This is a genomic window from Moraxella sp. DOX410 (assembly GCF_032248735.1).
GTDB lineage: Bacteria > Pseudomonadota > Gammaproteobacteria > Pseudomonadales > Moraxellaceae > Faucicola > Faucicola tetraodonis.
Genome location: NZ_CP135138.1, coordinates 385,383 through 402,727 on the forward strand (window position 1 = coordinate 385,383; position 17,345 = coordinate 402,727).

The window sequence follows — 17,345 nt, forward strand, 5'->3', positions numbered from 1 at the left end:
AAAAGATTTTCATATCCTTGTAGCCGTTTTGAAAGATTAATCATATAATAAGAAATTGAATCTAATATTATAAATAATTTATCAAACAGTTCGCTTATAATAGCTTGCACATGGCTCTATAAACCAAGCGTTAATGGGCAAGCGTTTAATGGGATAGTGAATCGATGCAAAAACACAACCAACTCAATCTGTTAATCATTGATGATAACCAGCTGTATGCCGAGCAGTTGGTTGGGTTATTAGAAAAACATTATTATAGACAGGTTAATTTAGGATTTTTGGATGCCAAAGATGAGCTGATTAAGTTATTGCGCCAGTCTTGGGACATTGTTTTGGTGGGAAATGCGTATGATTTATCGTTTAAAGACGTCAAAGAGATCTTAAAAGCCCACCATGCTCACATCCCCGTCATTGCGGTGTTGCCTGATGACGCGACTGCTTACCCAGACGCATTAACTGCCAATGAGCAAGCCCAGACGCAGCTTGTTAGCGACAATGATAAAACCCATGTTTTATTACCTTTATATACCTATTGGGGCGCAGCGGATGCTTTGCCCAAAAGTAGGTTATTGCGCATGGCTATTCGTATCTGCCATGAACACGAGCATCATAAACTCGTCCGCGAGCTTGAGCGGCTAAAAATGGTGTTGAGTGATGCCGAACAGCGTGCCAATATTCTTATCACCAACTCCAAGAGTGCAGTGGCTTATATTGAAGATGGTTTACATATTTATGCCAATGAGCCCTATCTTGAAATGTTTGGGTTTAAAACGCTCGATGAACTGATGGGGGTGCCGGTCGTTGACTTGATTGCGAGCAATAATATCCAAGATTTCAAAACGTTTTTAAAAGACTTTGAAAAAGGCAACCGTACAAACGTCGAATTTGAATTTGAAAGTGTTAGAAAAGATAATACCACCTTCGCCGCTAAGCTGCAGTTAGCGGCTGCTACCTATGACGGTCAGCCGTGTCTACAAGTCATTATCCAGCCCAATGAACAAGCCAATAGTGCTGAGCTTGCCAAAAAACTTGAGGCGATGGAACGCATTGACTCAATCACCGGGCTATTTAATCGTCATGGTTTTGAAAGCCTGTTTCACCGACTGCGTGACGCGATTGTTGAGAAAAACCTATCGGTGGGTTTGATGGCGTTACGCGTCGATAATATTGGTAAAATCCATGCCAGTGTGGGGATTGAAGGAATTGATGGGGTGGTGGTGGCCGTTGCCAATATTCTTGAGCAACATCTCACTGAGATTATTGGGGAAAAGCGAGTGAAAAATGGCTATTTGAGCCGCTTTAATGATAGCATGTTTATGCTAATTATCCCTAATATGCGACAACAAGATTTGACAGCATTGGGACAAAAATTGGTTGCCGATATAAATAGCACCATTATTGAAATTGGTCATCGTACGGTTAAGACCACAGTAACCATTGGTGCAACATTAGTCAACGCCAGTGCACCTGACACCAATAGTATTATTAACCGTGTCATCCAAGCCGTCGGCATGGCAGCCAAAGCCAATAAGGAAAGCAACGACGATAAAGATTTATTCTATTTATATGACCCAAGTAGTTTTGCCAGCAGTGATGACAGCGCGCTGTACGAATCGCTGCGTGATGCGCTAGAACACAGCAAATTTAAATTATTATATCAGCCGATTTATGACGTTGAAAACGATGTCAGTAATATGTTTGAGGTATTTTTACGCCTGCCGCTAGCAGATGGCAGCTTAATGGCACCTGATAAATTCTTAGAAGTGGCCACCCGACATCAGTTGATGGATAAAATCGACCGTTGGATGTTGATTCAAGCCTGTAAAGACTTAAAACGTTACCGTCATGAGGTCGATGCCAGTGCCAGATTATTAGTGCATTTAAGCCCGACATCACTAGCCGATGCCACCTTGCCAAGCTTTATGAGTCGATTGATGCAAGCGTTAGAGACCAGCGAGCCGGGGGTGTTGACGTTGCAGTTTAATGAAACCATGGTAATTGATTATCTAGCGGTAGCAGCCAAACAAAGTAATGAGCTTAACCAAATGGGTTGTCACCTAGGTATCTATAATTTTGGCTCGGCGGTCAATGCAATGGAAGTCTTGGAATTTGTCAAACCACAGCTGGTACGACTCGATCGCAGCTATATCAAAGATTTGAGCAATAATGACAATGTCAATACCGTGGCAACGGTAGTGCGCGAAATCACTGAGCGTGGTTCTAGTTGTTTGATGCCCTTTATTGAAGACCCTGCCGCTATGTCAGCGGCGTGGACAGTCGGTGCGCGTTATTTGCAAGGGGCCTATTTGCAAAAAGCGAGTGACACCATGCACATCGAGAATGAAACCAGCTAAATCCAAGCGCTGAATTTATAAAGTAAAAAAGAGTTCGCCAACATGCACCAAACAATCATTCATAAATCAAACCGATTGCCTATGCTAGGATTGGGTCTTTGTATCGTCATTGCGACAGGTTGTCAACATCAGCCACCCGCTCAGCGCCCAGCAGTTACCTTGCCCGTTTATAGCCAAGGGGATGCCGATAACGGTAAAAAGCAATACGAAGAAGCCTGCCTCAAATGCCACAAGCTGCAGCCAGGAAATAACGAGAAAGGCCCACAATTACTGCGTATTTATGGGGCAAAATCCGCCTTATTAACCGATTATCAATATACAGACGCACTAAAAAACAGCAATATGACGTGGACAGCGGAAAATTTGGATAAATATATCGCCCATCCAAAACAAACCATCGCAGGAACGCGTATGCGTTCTGACCCGATCGCTGATGCCAAAGTCCGCCAAGATATTATTGCCTATATTTCGACGCTTCGTTAAATCGCTTTGTGGCTATGCCTTTTAGCGATATTTTTAGCGAACATGATTGATAAACAAAATTTAAACCTTTAAAGGATAGACCACATGGTGATGGGTAACTTAGACAATCAGCCGTTACAACAACGATTGCAAGCCATGCTGGTGAGTATTAATGAGATCGTCTTGGATAAACCTGAGGTGGTGAAGCTGGCGGTCGCTTGTTTGTTAGCCAATGGTCATTTATTGCTTCAAGATTTACCAGGAATGGGTAAAACCACGCTGGCGCACGCAATTGCCAACCATTTGGGGTTATCGTTTAATCGGGTGCAATTTACCAGTGATATGCTACCTGCCGATATTTTAGGAATTTCGCTGTATAAAACTGATACTGGCACGTTTGAATTTAAGCCAGGCCCGATATTTTGCCAGCTGTTACTTGCCGATGAAATTAATCGATCAAGCCCAAAAACCCAATCTGCGCTGTTAGAGGCGATGGAAGAGCGGCAAGTGTCGCAAGATGGGGTAACACGAAAACTCCCTGAACCTTTTTTTGTGATTGCCACCCAAAACCCGACGCAGCAATCGGGTGTGTTTATTTTACCTGAGTCACAGCTGGATCGATTTTTGATGTGTTTATCGCTGGGTTATCCCTCGATTAATGCAGAGCGAGAGTTGCTACTGGGTAAAGATAGACGTCAAATGCTCAGCAAAATTACCCCGATGTTAGATACCCAATCATTGCAGCAGGCACAAGCGCAAGCCAAAGACGTATATATGGCAGATGTTGTGATTGACTACTTGCAGCGATTGGTAGCGAAAACGCGTGAGAGCCGAGACTATCATGGTCTATCTACCCGTGGTGTGCTAGCGCTCAAGCAAGCGGCACAAGCCTTTGCTTATTTGGGTGGCTACCATGAAGTGACGCCAGAAGATATCCAAGCGGTATTTGCTGCCGTCGTCGATCATCGCTTGGGGCAAGCTTTTATCCCATTTAATCATTTGGGCGGTGAGCAGCCCCAATCGATTGCGACCCAGTTGTTACGCCAAGTGCCGGTACTGGTGTAAACCATGATGTATAACGTGTTTTAGCGTTAAAAACTTTCTCATTGCTGTATTTTTATTATCCGATTAAATTATCCAATTAAGAGCCCGCGCCTATCATGTTTGCCATTCGCCAGCGACTTGAAAACTACTTGCAAACATGGTTTAAGCGTCGAGCGCCAATCAGCCGCGACATCACCCTCAACCTGCGCAACGTATATATTTTTTTGAGTAAAGAAGGATTGCTGTACGCTTTTTTACTCATCATTACCTTTGTCGCAGGGATTAATTACGCCAATAATTTGGTGTTGGGTTTGTGCTTTTTGTTGGGTAGTCTACTCGTGGTGACTATCCATTATACCTTTGCACACTTGGCAGGGTTGCAAATCAAACTGGTGGATATCAGCGACACGCAAGTGGGTGACAAAGTGCAAGTGCGACTGCAAATTAGCAGTGAGTCAAGTCAGCCGCATCGGCAAATTCGGTTAAGTTTTGCCAACAACGCCTTTGACTTTAAACAGCCGATACGCCGCAAACCCAATGCACAGTCCGAACCAAATGATTGGCTGTTGCTCAGTCAAATACAAGCGCCGCAACAGGTGAGCTTATGGTTAACAGCCGATAAACGTGGCAAATTTGTGTTACCCAGGCTCACGGTGAGTACCCTATATCCCTTAGGGATTTTGCAAGCTTGGTCGTACGTATTTTTTGAAGGACACGCGTGGGTGTATCCTGCGCCACTGAGCTATGAGATGAAAGCCAGTCAGTTTGTACCATCTGATGATGAGCAAACCGCTGCCTTACACACCCAAGCAGGGCAGGAAGATTTTGACCAGCTGGATAATTATGTCCCAGGGGAATCATTGGCGCGTATTTCGTGGGCGCATGTCGCGCGCGGGCAAGGACTCATGTCAAAACGTTTTGTGGAGAGTGTGGGGCAGCAGCAATTGCTTGATTACTATCAAATGCCTGCGGTGACGCACGAAGAAAAACTCAGCCAGCTGCGCTATGGTGTGGATAGTTTGACCCAAAGCCAAATCGCTTTTCAATTGCGACTGCCTGATGGTGAAGGCGCAATAGGTGAAGGACAAGCATTTCGTCAGCAATGTTTGCTAAGATTGGCAAAAACGCCATGAGTCGCCCCAACCCAAATCCCCCTAGCTTAACCTTATCTCAGCGCCTAAACCAAATCTCGGCGACTCAGTGGATATTGCTATCTCAACTGTTGATTGTGGCTTTTCACGTCAAAAATTTACCCATTTGGCTATCGGTGTATGCCTTTTTTATTATCCTCTTTCAATTGCAACCGCTGCGACGTTGGTTGCCCAACGCTTTGTATCGTCCGCGCTCATTACAGTTGATACAGTACACAGGATTTATTGCAAGCTTGGTGGGGCTGTATTTGACCTATCGTACTGCCTTTGGATTGGATGTCGGTATCGCGTTTTTGCTATTGTGTGCCGTCAGTAAGCTACTAGAATTGCATACCAGGCGTGATGGCTATGTGGTGCTGAGTTTATCACTGTTTGTATTGGCAGGGCTGTTCTTAATCAACCAAGATTTGATTACAACGCTACAAGTGGCGATTGGCACGATGGTCGTGCTGTTTGCCATGATTGCGCAAAATGATGATGGTACAGGACGCTACCGTACGCTTGGCTTATTGGTCGGTCAAGCGATTCCTCTGACCATTATTCTATTTTTATTTTTTCCCCGATTGCCGCCGCTATGGTCGGTGCATTTGAGCGGCGTGCAAGCAAAGACAGGCATGTCAGATAGTATGTCACCGGGCGATTTTGCCAACCTCAGTCAATCGACTGAATTGGCGTTTCGGGTAGAATTTTTAGGCAATCAGCCAAGCCAACAAAATTTATATTGGCGCGGTTTGGTATTTTCTGATTTTGATGGCACCACCTGGCGCGCCAATCCTCGCACCTCGCTTTGGACGCCCAATCAGCCGTTTGCTGATTGGTTGTTGCCGACGTTGAAGCTGAGTAAACGCTTTACCTTAGCCGTTATCCCTGACTATCGGGTGATTTTGGAGCAGACGGGACAAAATTGGTTATTTGGGCTTGATTATCCGATAACCAACCAAAAAGGCATTGGGCTGACGTCGGATTTTACCCTACGGTATTGGGATACTGTCAATCAGCGTTTCACTTATCAAGTGCATTGGTTAGATGATGCGCCTATCAATTTAGCCTTATCCACCCAGCAGCGTCAGGTCAATTTAGCATTGCCAGCAGGCGGTAATCCGCAAAGTCGCCAATTTGCCCAGCGACTCTACCACCAAGCAGGCGATGACCCGATTACCTATACCAACGCCATCGCCCAGTGGATGCGTAGCCAGCAGTTTCGCTACACTTTATCACCCCCTACCTTGGGCAACAATCACATCGATGATTTTTTATTTGCTACCCGTGCAGGGTTTTGTGAGCATTATGCGTCAAGTTTTACTTATCTTATGCGAGCGGCAGGTGTGCCTGCTCGTGTGGTAGCCGGGTATCAAGGTGGGCAGTTAGGGCGTGATGGCAAAAGTTGGGAAGTGCGCCAAATGGATGCCCATGCATGGAGCGAGATTTGGGTGCAAGGGCGTGGCTGGGTGCGTGTAGATCCTACGGGCTTTGTCGCACCCAATCGGGTCGAGCAGGGTATGGACACTGTCACCCAAGACGCTGGGGCAAAAATGTTTGGTGAGGGCGTGGCAGGGCAAATTAGCTATCAGCAGTTTCAAATGCTGCAGCAAGCGCGCCGCTTGTTTGACCAAGCTAGCTACTATTGGCAACGCGATGTGGTCGGCTATGACCAAGACCGCCAGCGGTCATCGCTGTTTAAATGGCTGAATATCCAATCTGTCTATCAGCAAGTGATGGTGATGTTTGTCACCCTTGTGAGCGTCCTTGCGCTATTTGGATTGTGGCTGTGGTGGCGTCGTCGCCGGGTGTGGGATAGACATGATTGGATTATGATACAGTTATCCAATCGCTTGGCAAAAAAAGACAAAACGCTTGCCAGGCAGGATAGTGAAGGGGTGCTGGCTTGGCTTACTCGACTTGAGCCAAAAGTCACCGATAAGGCAGCCATTCAAGCACTTGCCGCGCTATATCGACAAATCCGCTATCAGCAGCCCACGGATAACAAACAACCCATACGGCAATTAGACAATTTGGCGAAAACCATCGCGCTAAAAAAATCCCATTAATATTCAATATTTGTTTGCTATACTCTATAGGATATAAATAAAGCGCTGCAGCAATTTGTGGCAAGTAAAGGTTTTAGCGTATCTAGTCAAAATGTCACGCCCATAAGCGTTGAGCCGTATAATGAAGATTATGTGGATGAGCAGGGACAAACCCGCACCCGCCAAAATGGCTATAAAGCCACGCAAACGCTGTCAATTAGCAGTCAAGAACTCAATAAAATCACCAATATGCTCGCTCAAGTGCAAAATTATCGTATCAGCCATGAATCCGTGACGTTTGAAAAACCGCAATATCTCCTCAATGACCTTGAGAAAATCAAGCATGATTTGATTGCTAAAGCCACCGATGATGCCAACAAACGCGCCGAAGAATTTGCCAAAACCGGTCATGCCAAAGTGGGGGTGATGCGCTCAGCGTCGCAAGGGTCGTTTAATATTTTGGATGCGCATAACCCTGATACCGATGATTCGGATTATGGTGGGACGTATGATAAAGATGGCGTGGATAAATTGGTGCGGCTCGTTGTCACCATTGATTACGCGATTGAGCAGTAATTCAAATTTCCATAAAAGCTTATAACCTGCAATCTTGCAGGTTTTTTTAGGTTAATATTATTTTTAATCTTTGGCGCTTTCAAAGCTACTATTTTATCAAATATGTTAAAATCTTGTAACACACGATATTATCGCCAAAATGATGGATTTGAGGGTGATTAGGATTGCACTATTTTAAGAGATTCAAAATACAACCTCATAACCCCGAAAATCCTGTCGAATTGGCGATGCAGCAAGCAAGTAAACACAAGCAAGAGCGTGGTATCAAAAACAATATGACGAATAACCCACTAAAACCCTGCAAACCTTGGAAATCATATCAACAACAAATCCAACTACTCGAAAGTCGTGGTATGTGCTTTGAAGATAAAAAATCAGCGGAGCACATCATTTCCCAAATCAATTATTATCGACTTAGTGGGTATTGGTATCCATTTCGTCAAACAGACAATGCTGGACAAAGACAAGATAAATTTATTAGAGATACAAATTTTCAAGACGTACTAAACCTATATAATTTTGATAAACACTTACGTCTGCTAGTCTTACAAGCATTAGAAAGCATAGAAATGTCTGTTAGAACACAGATTGCTCATCTCATGGGAAGAACTAGCCCCATTGCTCACCTAGACCCAAAGAGCTTTGATAAAAGCTTTACTCAATACAAAGATAAAAAAGGTAAAACTAGTTATGATAGGTGGAAAGAGAAATTTGACCAACAGATTGAAAGAGCAAAAAAGAATCCTGCTATCATACACCATGCCACAAACTATCAAGCCATTCCTATTTGGGTAGCGATTGATCACTTGGACTTTGGAGCAGTGTCGGTACTTTATACAGGATTACCTAATAAGCAAAGAACCCTAATTGCCCAAAGTTATCAAGTGAGAAATGCCGATGTGTTCGCCAGCTGGCTACGTTCACTCAATTACATTCGTAATATCTGTGCCCATCATAGTCGTCTGTGGAATGTAAATATTGATGTTATTGGAAAAAAAGACCATCAAATTAAGGGATTAAACAATCTTGATAATAAAAGACTATTTTTTTATTTGATTGTTATTGACCATCTATTGAATATAATTAGCAAGGATACATTTTGGCGAGAAAATATCAAAGACTTGCTCTTAAGCTTTCCTAAACCAAAGAATAATGCCGTTAAATTTGAAAATATGGGGTTTATTCAAGGATTTTTTTGATAGGCAATAGAAAACCACTACATATTCTAAACCAATGTTTCCAGAGAGAATAGATAGCGGTAGTGGTGCTGTTACACAGTAGTTTACACAAAATGTTTATATCACTGCAAGCATTTTTACAAAAAGGTAAACATTATAAATTCGGATTTAGCCACTTTTCTGCGGTAGCTTTATCCCAGCCTTTACGCGCTGCATAATCGAGCAGTTGGTCTTCGCTGATTTTGCCCACATTAAAATACTCACTCTCTGGGTGCGAGTAGTAAAATCCACTCACACTAGAGGCAGGGTACATGGCATAGCTTTCCGTTAAATACGTCCCAATAGCATTGGTGGTATCAAGCCAGTCAAACAGCTTGCCTTTTTCGGTGTGGTCAGGGCAGGCAGGATACCCAGGCGCAGGGCGAATACCGACATATTTTTCTTTAATCAGCTCTTCATTGGTGAGATTTTCATCGGATTGGTAGCCCCAATATTGTTTACGAATCAACTCATGCAAATGTTCGGCAAATGCCTCAGCAAAGCGGTCGCAAAGCGCCTGTACCATGATGGCACTATAATCATCGCCTTTGGCTTTATAGTCATTGGCAAGTGCTTCTGCGCCAAACAATGACACCGTAAAACCACCGAGATAATCGGTTTTTTCAGGACTGATAAAATCCGCTAGGCTGTAATTAGGTTTACCACTGGCTTTATCAGACTGCTGGCGTAAATGCTCAAAGGTATGCGTGACATTGCCTTGCTCATCGAGTACCTGCACCGTGTCTGAGCTTGGGCGTTGGGCAGGGCGCAGTCTAAACACCGCTTTAGCTGTGACCAATTTTTCCTTGATTAATTTATCAATCATGGCTTGAGCATTGGCAAATAAGTCTTTGGCTTCCTCCCCGACGATGTTATCATCAAAGATTTTGGGATATTTGCCGACCAATCCCCAAGAGATAAAGAAAGGCGTCCAGTCGATATAGGGCAATAAATTTTGTAACGGATAATCGTCCAAAATGACTTGTCCTAATTGGTTGGGCTTAGGCGGCGTGTAGTTCGCCCAGTCGTATTGGAAACCTTGCTCAATCGATTCCGCATATGATAGCTTGGCCGCTTTGGGTTGGCGATTGGCAAGACGTTCACGGACTTCGCCATATTCTTGACGCAGCTCACTGATAAAATCGACGCGTTTTTCTTTGGATAGTAAAGTCGTCGCTACGCCCACTGCGCGACTGGCATCAGCGACATAGACAACCGCATCGTTTTGATAGTTAGGCTCGATTTTTACCGCGGTATGGGCTTTTGAAGTCGTCGCACCGCCAATCAGTAGGGGCAGATTAAAGCCTTGCTCCTGCATTTGTTTGGCGACATACACCATTTCATCAAGGCTTGGGGTAATCAAGCCTGACAAGCCGATGATATCGACGTTTTCATCTTTGGCGACTTGTAGGATTTTTTCACAAGGCACCATCACGCCTAAGTCGATGATGTCATAGCCATTACAGCCGAGCACCACGCCGACGATGTTTTTGCCGATGTCATGCACATCGCCTTTCACCGTTGCCATGAGCACTTTGCCTTTGGTTTCGCCTGCAACTTTTTCTTTTTCGATATACGGATTAAGCCATGCCACCGCTTGCTTCATCACCCGGGCGGATTTTACCACTTGCGGTAGGAACATTTTGCCTGCCCCAAACAAGTCACCGACCACGTTCATACCGTCCATCAAAGGTCCTTCGATGACGTCTAAGGGACGCGAGAATTTTAGCCGTGCTTCTTCAGTGTCTTCATTGATATAAGTGGTTACCCCTTTAACTAACGCATGTTCAATGCGTTTTTCGACGGGCAATTCACGCCATGACAAATCGACGGTGCTGTCTTTTTTCTTACCGCTCAAATAGTTTTCTGCCACTTGCATCAAATGGTCGGTGGCGTCTTGACCTGACTCGCCTTGGTTGCGGTTCAAAATCACGTCTTCAATAGCATTTCTAGCGTCTGGCTCGATATCGTCATACAGCTCTAGCATGGCGGGGTTGACAATCCCCATGGTCATGCCGTTTTTGATAGCGTGGTACAAGAACACGGCGTGAATGGCTTCACGAATGGGATTGCCACGAAATGAGAACGACACATTCGACACACCGCCTGAGACCATGGCGTTGGGCAAATTATCGGTAATCCATCGGGTGGCATTAATAAAGTCTAAGCCGTAATTGTTATGCTCTTCAATCCCCGTGGCGACGGCAAAAATATTGGGGTCAAAGATGATGTCTTCACTCGGAAAACCGATTTCATCAACCAAAATATCGTATGAGCGTTTGCAGATTTGGATTTTACGCTCAAAGCTGTCTGCCTGTCCGTCTTCATCAAACGCCATGACGATAATCGCTGCCCCATAACGCTGACATAGCTTGGCTTTTTGCACAAACTCTATCTTGCCTTCTTTTAACGAGATCGAATTGACCACAGATTTGCCTTGAGTGCATTTAAGACCCGCTTCGATGATGTCCCATTTTGACGAATCAATCATCAGCGGTACACGGCTGATATCTGGCTCACTGGCAACCAAATTGACAAAGTGAATCATCGCCGCCTTGCTATCTAGCATGGCTTCATCCATGTTGATATCAACGACTTGGGCGCCACCTTCGACTTGGTCACGAGCCACGTCCAGCGCTTCGGTGTATTCTTCGTTTTTGATGAGACGCAAAAATTTCTTTGAGCCTGTGACATTGGTACGTTCACCGACATTGACAAACAGGCTATCACGGGTGATGTTGAATGCTTCGAGTCCCGACAATCGGCAAGCTGGCTTGTAGTCTGGCAGCTGGCGCGGGGCAAAGGGTGACGTCATCTCGACAATTTTGGCGATATGTTTGGGCGTGGTACCACAGCAGCCGCCCACGATATTGACCAAGCCAGATTTGGCATAGTCGGCAACCATGGTGGCAGTTTGCTCAGGCGTTTCGTCATATTCGCCAAACTCGTTGGGCAAGCCTGCATTGGGGTGAGCGGACACAAAAGTTTCGCACACATCCGACAAGGTTTTGATATGCGGCTTTAACGCATCTGCCCCCAGAGCACAGTTAAACCCAATCGAAATCGGCTTGGCGTGGCGGATTGAGTTATAAAACGCTTCGGCAGTTTGCCCCGACAACGTACGTCCCGACGCATCGGTAATGGTGCCCGAAATCATAATCGGCAATTCAAACCCAATGGTCTCGAACACGCCCGTCACCGCAAAAATCGCTGCTTTAGCGTTTAGGGTATCAAACACGGTTTCTATCAAGATGATATCCGCACCGCCTTCAATCAAAGCATAAGTCGCCTCGGTATAGTTATCAACCAGTTCATCAAAGGTGACGTTACGAAACGCTGGGTCATTGACATCGGGTGAAATCGAGCAAGTGCGAGAGGTGGGACCAATCACCCCTGCGACAAACCGAGGTTTGTCTGGGGTTGTCGCAGTGACTTCATCACACACTTGGCGGGCAAGGGCGGCGGCGGATTTGTTAATCTCATAGACGAGATTTTCCATGCCGTAGTCTGCCATCGAAATTTGCGTGCCATTAAAACTGTTGGTTTCAATGATATCTGCGCCTGCCTCAAGATACGAGCGGTGAATATCACGGATAATATGCGGCTGGGTCAGTACCAATAAGTCATTGTTGCCTTTGACGTCACGTCCAAAGCCTGCAAATCGCTCACCACGGTAGTCTGCCTCGATGAGTTTATAGTTTTGGATTTCTGTCCCCATCGCGCCGTCAAGGAACAAAATCCGCTGCTTTAACAGGTCAGCTAAACGCGCTTTATTCGTGGCTTGACGGTCTTGATACGGAAAGCTGGCAGGGGGCGTGAGTTGAAAATTGGCTGGGTCGTGGGGTTTGTGACTGGTAGGTGCGTTACTGGTGCTAATGCTCATCGAAGTGCCTGTCCTAATTCAATTATCAAATTTTTAAATAATGCGATTATAGCATTTTGTAGGCAGTCAATCGTGCAATTTGTGGAATAACCTATTGAATGAAAATTTTAGCTAAAACCTAATTTGTGTATAAAAGCATGAGGCAGAGAGAATGAAAATAGCGTTAATCTTTAATATGTAAGTTAACGGCTATTCTCATTTACACTTTGCTATAATATATATTTTAAATACATGTTAAAACGATGGTTGCCCTAATAAGTGAGCATAGCCATGCAACAAATCAGATTACCTAACAAACCCCCTTATTCTCCCCATCCTGTACTCAATTTAGGCTTTCGCATTTTCTTTTTAGGTGCAGCAGTGTTTGCGATTTTGACGATGCTGAAATGGGCATACATAACGTTTGCCACGCGGTTTGAGTTTGATGGTACGCATCAGATGATGCCGTTTTACTGGCACGGTCATGAGATGTTGTATGGTTACGCACTGGCAGTGATTGCAGGGTTTTTGTTGACCGCCGTGAAAGCTTGGACTCAGCAGTCTATGCCTTATGGTTATAAGTTGTTGGTAATTTTTGTACCTTGGGCGTTGGCTCGAGTGTTATTTTTGGCCAACGGCATAAATATCAACACCGGCACGCTGATAGCGGCTGCGAGTGATACCATATTTTGGTTATTAACCGCCTCTTTTCTTATCTTACCGATTTATCGCGTTCGGCAAAAACGCCAAATCGGTATCGTGGCTAAGTTGCTTTTATTATTCATCGGACAGGTTTGGTTTTATGTTGCGCTATTTACCCAAAACAATAATGGCATGCATATGAGCCTGTTATTTGGGTTGTATTTGATTGTTGGCGTGGTGCTTACCATGGGTAGACGCATGATGCCAATGTTTATTGAACGTGGGATAGCTACGGGTGGGGAAGTACGACAGAAAGTTAAAAATTCTGATTTGCTGGATCGGCTCAGTCTGTTAGGATTTTTTGCCTTTATGCTGAGTGATGTGTTTCTAACGGGCTATCGTTGGGCAGTGTGTGCCAGCGGTACGGCAGCGCTAGTCATTGCGATCAGCAATTTAATACGACTTAAAAACTGGTATTTGCCAGAAATTTGGTCAAAACCACTACTGTGGTCACTTTGGCTAAGCTTTTTTGGTATGGTGATTGGGTTTTTCCTATTTGTATTAGTCCCTTTTGGTATCATTAATCACAGCTTAGCGATGCATGCCGTTGTGATATCAGGTATTGGGCTAATGACACTGGCAATGATGTCGCGGGTATCTTTGGGTCATACCGGACGTAATATCCATCAGCCGCCCAAAACCGTTACTGTCATTTTTATTAGCATGACGATGGCTTGGTTGGCGAGGGTGGTATTGGGTTGGATACTGCCTGATTATTACTTTGCTACGCTGGCAATGGCTCAAGCGTTTTGGATTGTCGCCTTCTTGGTATTTGTAGCGAGTTATGCGCCTATCTTAACTTTGCCAAGAACAGATAAATTATTTGGTTAGTTTATTTAACGGTAAACTGCTCATCAGCTATGCCAACTTTGGGTGGCTCGATATAAGGTAACACAGCGCCACGGCAACTTTCTTTACTATTTTTAGTGGCAGCAAGCGGCTTTAAGCGCGCCAAATACTGGGTTTTTAACGCATTAAAGCTTTGTTTATCCACGCCCGACGTATTTAAGGCAGTTAACTCAGCCGTAGCGACCCAGCGGTCAACAGTATTATAGTGCTCGCGAGAATGGCGCCAACCAAACTCACAAAATTCTGCTTCTGCCCAAATAAGTTTGACTTCACTATCGGCTACCGTTTTGACGAGCGGGGTGAATGCAGGCGTTTGTTTAATGGTCAACAGGCTTGCCCAAAGATCGGGACGCTGTAAACCTGATGTAGGCGGAATGTCTGCTGTCAAAGGCAGTTTGTCAACTTGGTTGGTTTTTAACGCCTCAACAATACTTAATGCTTCAGCCAGCGCAGATAAGCTGATGTTTTTAACCTTTTGTATCATCATACCTTCATAATTTTGTCATATTATCAGCATTTTTAATGCTCATTAGAGAACGTCAATATGCCAAATAATCAGCCCACTGCACATAGCAACCTCACTATCAGCGATCATATTACCGATATGCTTGATGACTTACCCCAATCACATTTTTTAAATGATGAAACCCTCAAAAATAATGACAAACTGCGCCAACAAATGCATGAAGACTTGATTGACAGCTATGATGAAGAGATTGAGTCCGAAATGGACGACTACATCCAAGATTTACGGTATAACGGGCAGCCGTTAACCGACAGCCAAAAAATCGCTCGTCATATTTATTTTAATGAATTGATTCGTCTGCAAAAAGAATTGATCAAATTGCAAGATTGGGTAGTAGCAACCGGTGAGCGCATCGTTGTCATCTTTGAAGGTCGCGACTCAGCGGGTAAAGGCGGCGCTATCAAACGTATCACCCAACGGCTCAATCCGCGCGTCTGCCGTGTGGCAGCGCTGCCTGCACCCAATGACCGAGAAAAGACCCAATGGTATTTTCAGCGCTATGTCGCGCACCTGCCAGCCGCGGGCGAGATTGTGCTATTTGACCGCAGTTGGTACAACCGTGCTGGGGTTGAGCGAGTGATGGGATTTTGTACTGACGCGCAATACGAAGAGTTTTTTGAGTCAGTGCCAGAATTTGAGCGTATGTTGGTGCGCTCGGGGATTCGCTTAATCAAATATTGGTTTTCTATTTCAGATGACGAGCAAGAGTCACGCTTTATGAGCCGTATTTATGACCCGCTCAAACAGTGGAAACTCTCACCGATGGATTTAGAATCGCGTCGCCGCTGGGAAGATTATACCAAAGCCAAGGAAGTGATGTTTGAACGCACCCATATCCCAGAAGCCCGTTGGTGGGTAGTCGAGGGTGATGATAAGAAAAAAGCGCGGCTAAACTGCATCAACCATCTGCTCTCACAAATTCCCTACCAAGAAATACAACGGGATAATGTGGTATTGCCAGAACGCGAGCATCACGACAATTACCAACGTGAGCCAATCGCTGAAGATATGTATGTGCCTAACGTGTATTAATATCAAATTTTCTATTAAAAAAGGATACATATGGACGTATCCTTTTTTATAAATTAAGTATTGAATAAAATTAGCGTTTAAAGATACTTACTTGAAAGCCGCAAATTTGACCATTGTGTTCTAGGTTCTGCATGGTAATTTGCAAACCATGCAGCTCAGCGATACGGCGCACAATCGACAGACCCAAGCCACTACCAATCTCAGCTTGACCTGCAGGGCGAAAAAACCGCTCTGATAGCCGAGCAAGGTCGATAGGTGCAACCCCATTACCATTGTCGATGACTGAAATCACATCGCTATCTAACACTAACCGAATCGTGGTATGGTCAGGGCTATAGCGAATGGCATTGTCCAGTAGGTTACGCAGCAAAATGCCGATTAAAGTGGCGTTACCTGTCAAAGGTAAGATAGCTTTGGCATCCACTAACACGTCACGGCGCAATTGGCTGTTTTTTTCGCGGGCACGACGGTTGACTTCTGAGAGAATGTCATTGGATAGGGCTATCCAATCAATCGGTGCAAAGGTCTGCGGGTCTAGCCCTTGCTGCGGTGCCAGTTTTGCCAAAATCAGCAACTGTTCAACCAGTCGATTGGCGCGCTCATTACTGTGACTGATTCGTCGGCAGTGACTCAGTAATGCATCGGTTTGGCTATCGGTTAAATTGGCTTGCAAGATGGTTTGTTGTAGTACATCGGTCTGTAGCTTGATGGCGGTGAGCGGGCTGCGCAATTCATGAGAGGCATCTGCGGTAAAGCGTTTTTCACGCTCAAGGGTATCCGCGACTTTATCAAATAATCCATTGAGCGCGTTTAGCAAGGGTTGAATTTCTAACGGTGTATCGACCGATAAAGGGGTTTTATCTTCAGGGCTGCGAGTGCTCAACAAGTCACTAATCCGTTTAAGTGGAACAAACCCTCGTCGCACTGACAGCCATGTCAGCATAATCAATAGCAGCACCCCAATCAGCGAGGGAACGAGTTGAATGGTTAATGATTTATAGATAATCTCTTGACGCGAATTAAGGTTTTGCCCGATAGCGATGAGATGGTTGGTAGCGTCGTCATGCGCATAAAACAGGCGCCACGAGTGACTAAAGGGATTGAGCTCTTGATAGGCACTGTTGTTTTCCAAAAAACCGTGTTGTTTGGGCAAAAAAGTAAAATGCTGACCGTCTTTATCAGCCATCAGTAATTTACCGTTTTGATCCCAAATCGCAAAACCCATGTAATCTTCTTCGGCATCCCCTAAATCGCCTGATAGCAAGCCATTTTCAAGATTTAAAATTTTAGGCTCATTGGCAGGGTTGGCGAGATGAAGTTTACCGTCTTGAGAAATACCAATCAGATAGCGGGCTAATTGGGTGATTTGGGTGTCATTGATTTCGTTGATTTCGTGCGAAAGCCGCCATACCGATATGAGGGTAATCGATAGCCAAATAATCGGTAGTCCGATGAGCAGGGAATTGAGCAGCTGCCTTTGGATACTATAGGCTTTTTGGGTGGAAGGCGTCATAAAGGTAACAGCTTAAAGCAGGATAGCGGG

The 17,345-nt window shown here is 44.9% G+C and carries 12 protein-coding genes; 9 read left to right on the forward strand and 3 right to left on the reverse strand.

The genetic code is table 11. The features are described 5' to 3' along the window. Positions 1-164 precede the first annotated feature (164 nt). The 7 genes from RNZ41_RS01755 to RNZ41_RS01785 all read left to right on the forward strand — a co-directional run bounded on the left by RNZ41_RS01755 (position 165) and on the right by RNZ41_RS01785 (position 8,813). Complete coding sequence (locus tag RNZ41_RS01755) at positions 165-2,354, forward strand: EAL domain-containing response regulator (RefSeq protein WP_314027419.1); 2,190 nt, start codon at positions 165-167, stop codon at positions 2,352-2,354. Positions 2,355-2,396: 42 nt separating this feature from the next. Further along, on the forward strand, positions 2,397-2,837 hold the full coding sequence (locus RNZ41_RS01760; protein ID WP_314027420.1) for a c-type cytochrome: 441 nt from the start codon (positions 2,397-2,399) through the stop codon (positions 2,835-2,837). 84 nt (positions 2,838-2,921) lie between these two features. After that, positions 2,922-3,881, forward strand: coding sequence for an AAA family ATPase (locus RNZ41_RS01765; protein ID WP_314027421.1), 960 nt, complete (start codon positions 2,922-2,924; stop codon positions 3,879-3,881). A gap of 95 nt (positions 3,882-3,976) precedes the next feature. Further along, the gene (locus RNZ41_RS01770; protein ID WP_314027422.1) at positions 3,977-4,993 is read left to right on the forward strand and encodes a DUF58 domain-containing protein; all 1,017 of its coding nucleotides are present in this window, start codon (positions 3,977-3,979) and stop codon (positions 4,991-4,993) included. Continuing rightward, positions 4,963-7,059, forward strand: coding sequence for a transglutaminase TgpA family protein (locus RNZ41_RS01775; RefSeq protein WP_314027424.1), 2,097 nt, complete (start codon positions 4,963-4,965; stop codon positions 7,057-7,059). The genes RNZ41_RS01770 and RNZ41_RS01775 overlap by 31 nt, the downstream gene beginning before the upstream one ends. A 45-nt stretch (positions 7,060-7,104) precedes the next feature. Next, a complete protein-coding gene (locus tag RNZ41_RS01780; protein ID WP_256999112.1) occupies positions 7,105-7,614 on the forward strand; it encodes an SIMPL domain-containing protein in 510 nt (169 codons plus the stop codon). Positions 7,615-7,841: 227 nt separating this feature from the next. Beyond that, positions 7,842-8,813, forward strand: a complete 972-nt coding sequence (locus tag RNZ41_RS01785; protein WP_007117126.1) for an Abi family protein — start codon at positions 7,842-7,844, stop codon at positions 8,811-8,813. Positions 8,814-8,946: 133 nt separating this feature from the next. On the opposite strand, the gene metH is transcribed toward RNZ41_RS01785, so the two are convergent. Beyond that, the gene (gene metH, locus RNZ41_RS01790; protein WP_314027425.1) at positions 8,947-12,714 is read right to left on the reverse strand and encodes a methionine synthase; all 3,768 of its coding nucleotides are present in this window, start codon (positions 12,712-12,714) and stop codon (positions 8,947-8,949) included. 270 nt (positions 12,715-12,984) lie between these two features. Here metH and RNZ41_RS01795 point away from each other — a divergent pair, with 270 nt between their 5' ends. Then, the gene (locus RNZ41_RS01795; protein WP_060994308.1) at positions 12,985-14,226 is read left to right on the forward strand and encodes an NnrS family protein; all 1,242 of its coding nucleotides are present in this window, start codon (positions 12,985-12,987) and stop codon (positions 14,224-14,226) included. A 1-nt stretch (position 14,227) separates the two neighbouring features. Here RNZ41_RS01795 and RNZ41_RS01800 read toward each other — a convergent pair whose 3' ends face one another. Beyond that, on the reverse strand, positions 14,228-14,731 hold the full coding sequence (locus tag RNZ41_RS01800; RefSeq protein WP_156652181.1) for a hypothetical protein: 504 nt from the start codon (positions 14,729-14,731) through the stop codon (positions 14,228-14,230). A 57-nt stretch (positions 14,732-14,788) separates the two neighbouring features. Between RNZ41_RS01800 and ppk2 the strand changes: the two genes are divergently transcribed. Further along, a complete protein-coding gene (ppk2, locus tag RNZ41_RS01805) occupies positions 14,789-15,802 on the forward strand; it encodes a polyphosphate kinase 2 (RefSeq protein ID WP_314027426.1) in 1,014 nt (337 codons plus the stop codon). Positions 15,803-15,872: 70 nt separating this feature from the next. Here the strand turns inward: ppk2 and RNZ41_RS01810 are convergent, their stop codons facing one another. Continuing rightward, entirely contained in the window at positions 15,873-17,315 is a 1,443-nt protein-coding gene (locus RNZ41_RS01810) for an ATP-binding protein (RefSeq protein ID WP_314027427.1), read from the reverse strand. Positions 17,316-17,345: the final 30 nt, after the last annotated feature.

What these genes read in the sequence shown, in the direction of transcription:
- RNZ41_RS01755 (WP_314027419.1), top strand. Translation starts at nt 165, where the DNA reads ATGCAAAAACACAACCAACTCAATCTGTTAATCATTGATGATAACCAG.
- RNZ41_RS01760 (WP_314027420.1), top strand. Translation starts at nt 2,397, where the DNA reads ATGCACCAAACAATCATTCATAAATCAAACCGATTGCCTATGCTAGGA.
- metH (WP_314027425.1), bottom strand. Translation starts at nt 12,714, where the DNA reads ATGAGCATTAGCACCAGTAACGCACCTACCAGTCACAAACCCCACGAC.
- RNZ41_RS01800 (WP_156652181.1), bottom strand. Translation starts at nt 14,731, where the DNA reads ATGATGATACAAAAGGTTAAAAACATCAGCTTATCTGCGCTGGCTGAA.
- RNZ41_RS01765 (WP_314027421.1), top strand. Translation starts at nt 2,922, where the DNA reads ATGGTGATGGGTAACTTAGACAATCAGCCGTTACAACAACGATTGCAA.
- RNZ41_RS01795 (WP_060994308.1), top strand. Translation starts at nt 12,985, where the DNA reads ATGCAACAAATCAGATTACCTAACAAACCCCCTTATTCTCCCCATCCT.
- RNZ41_RS01810 (WP_314027427.1), bottom strand. Translation starts at nt 17,315, where the DNA reads ATGACGCCTTCCACCCAAAAAGCCTATAGTATCCAAAGGCAGCTGCTC.
- ppk2 (WP_314027426.1), top strand. Translation starts at nt 14,789, where the DNA reads ATGCCAAATAATCAGCCCACTGCACATAGCAACCTCACTATCAGCGAT.
- RNZ41_RS01785 (WP_007117126.1), top strand. Translation starts at nt 7,842, where the DNA reads ATGCAGCAAGCAAGTAAACACAAGCAAGAGCGTGGTATCAAAAACAAT.
- RNZ41_RS01770 (WP_314027422.1), top strand. Translation starts at nt 3,977, where the DNA reads ATGTTTGCCATTCGCCAGCGACTTGAAAACTACTTGCAAACATGGTTT.
- RNZ41_RS01775 (WP_314027424.1), top strand. Translation starts at nt 4,963, where the DNA reads ATGTTTGCTAAGATTGGCAAAAACGCCATGAGTCGCCCCAACCCAAAT.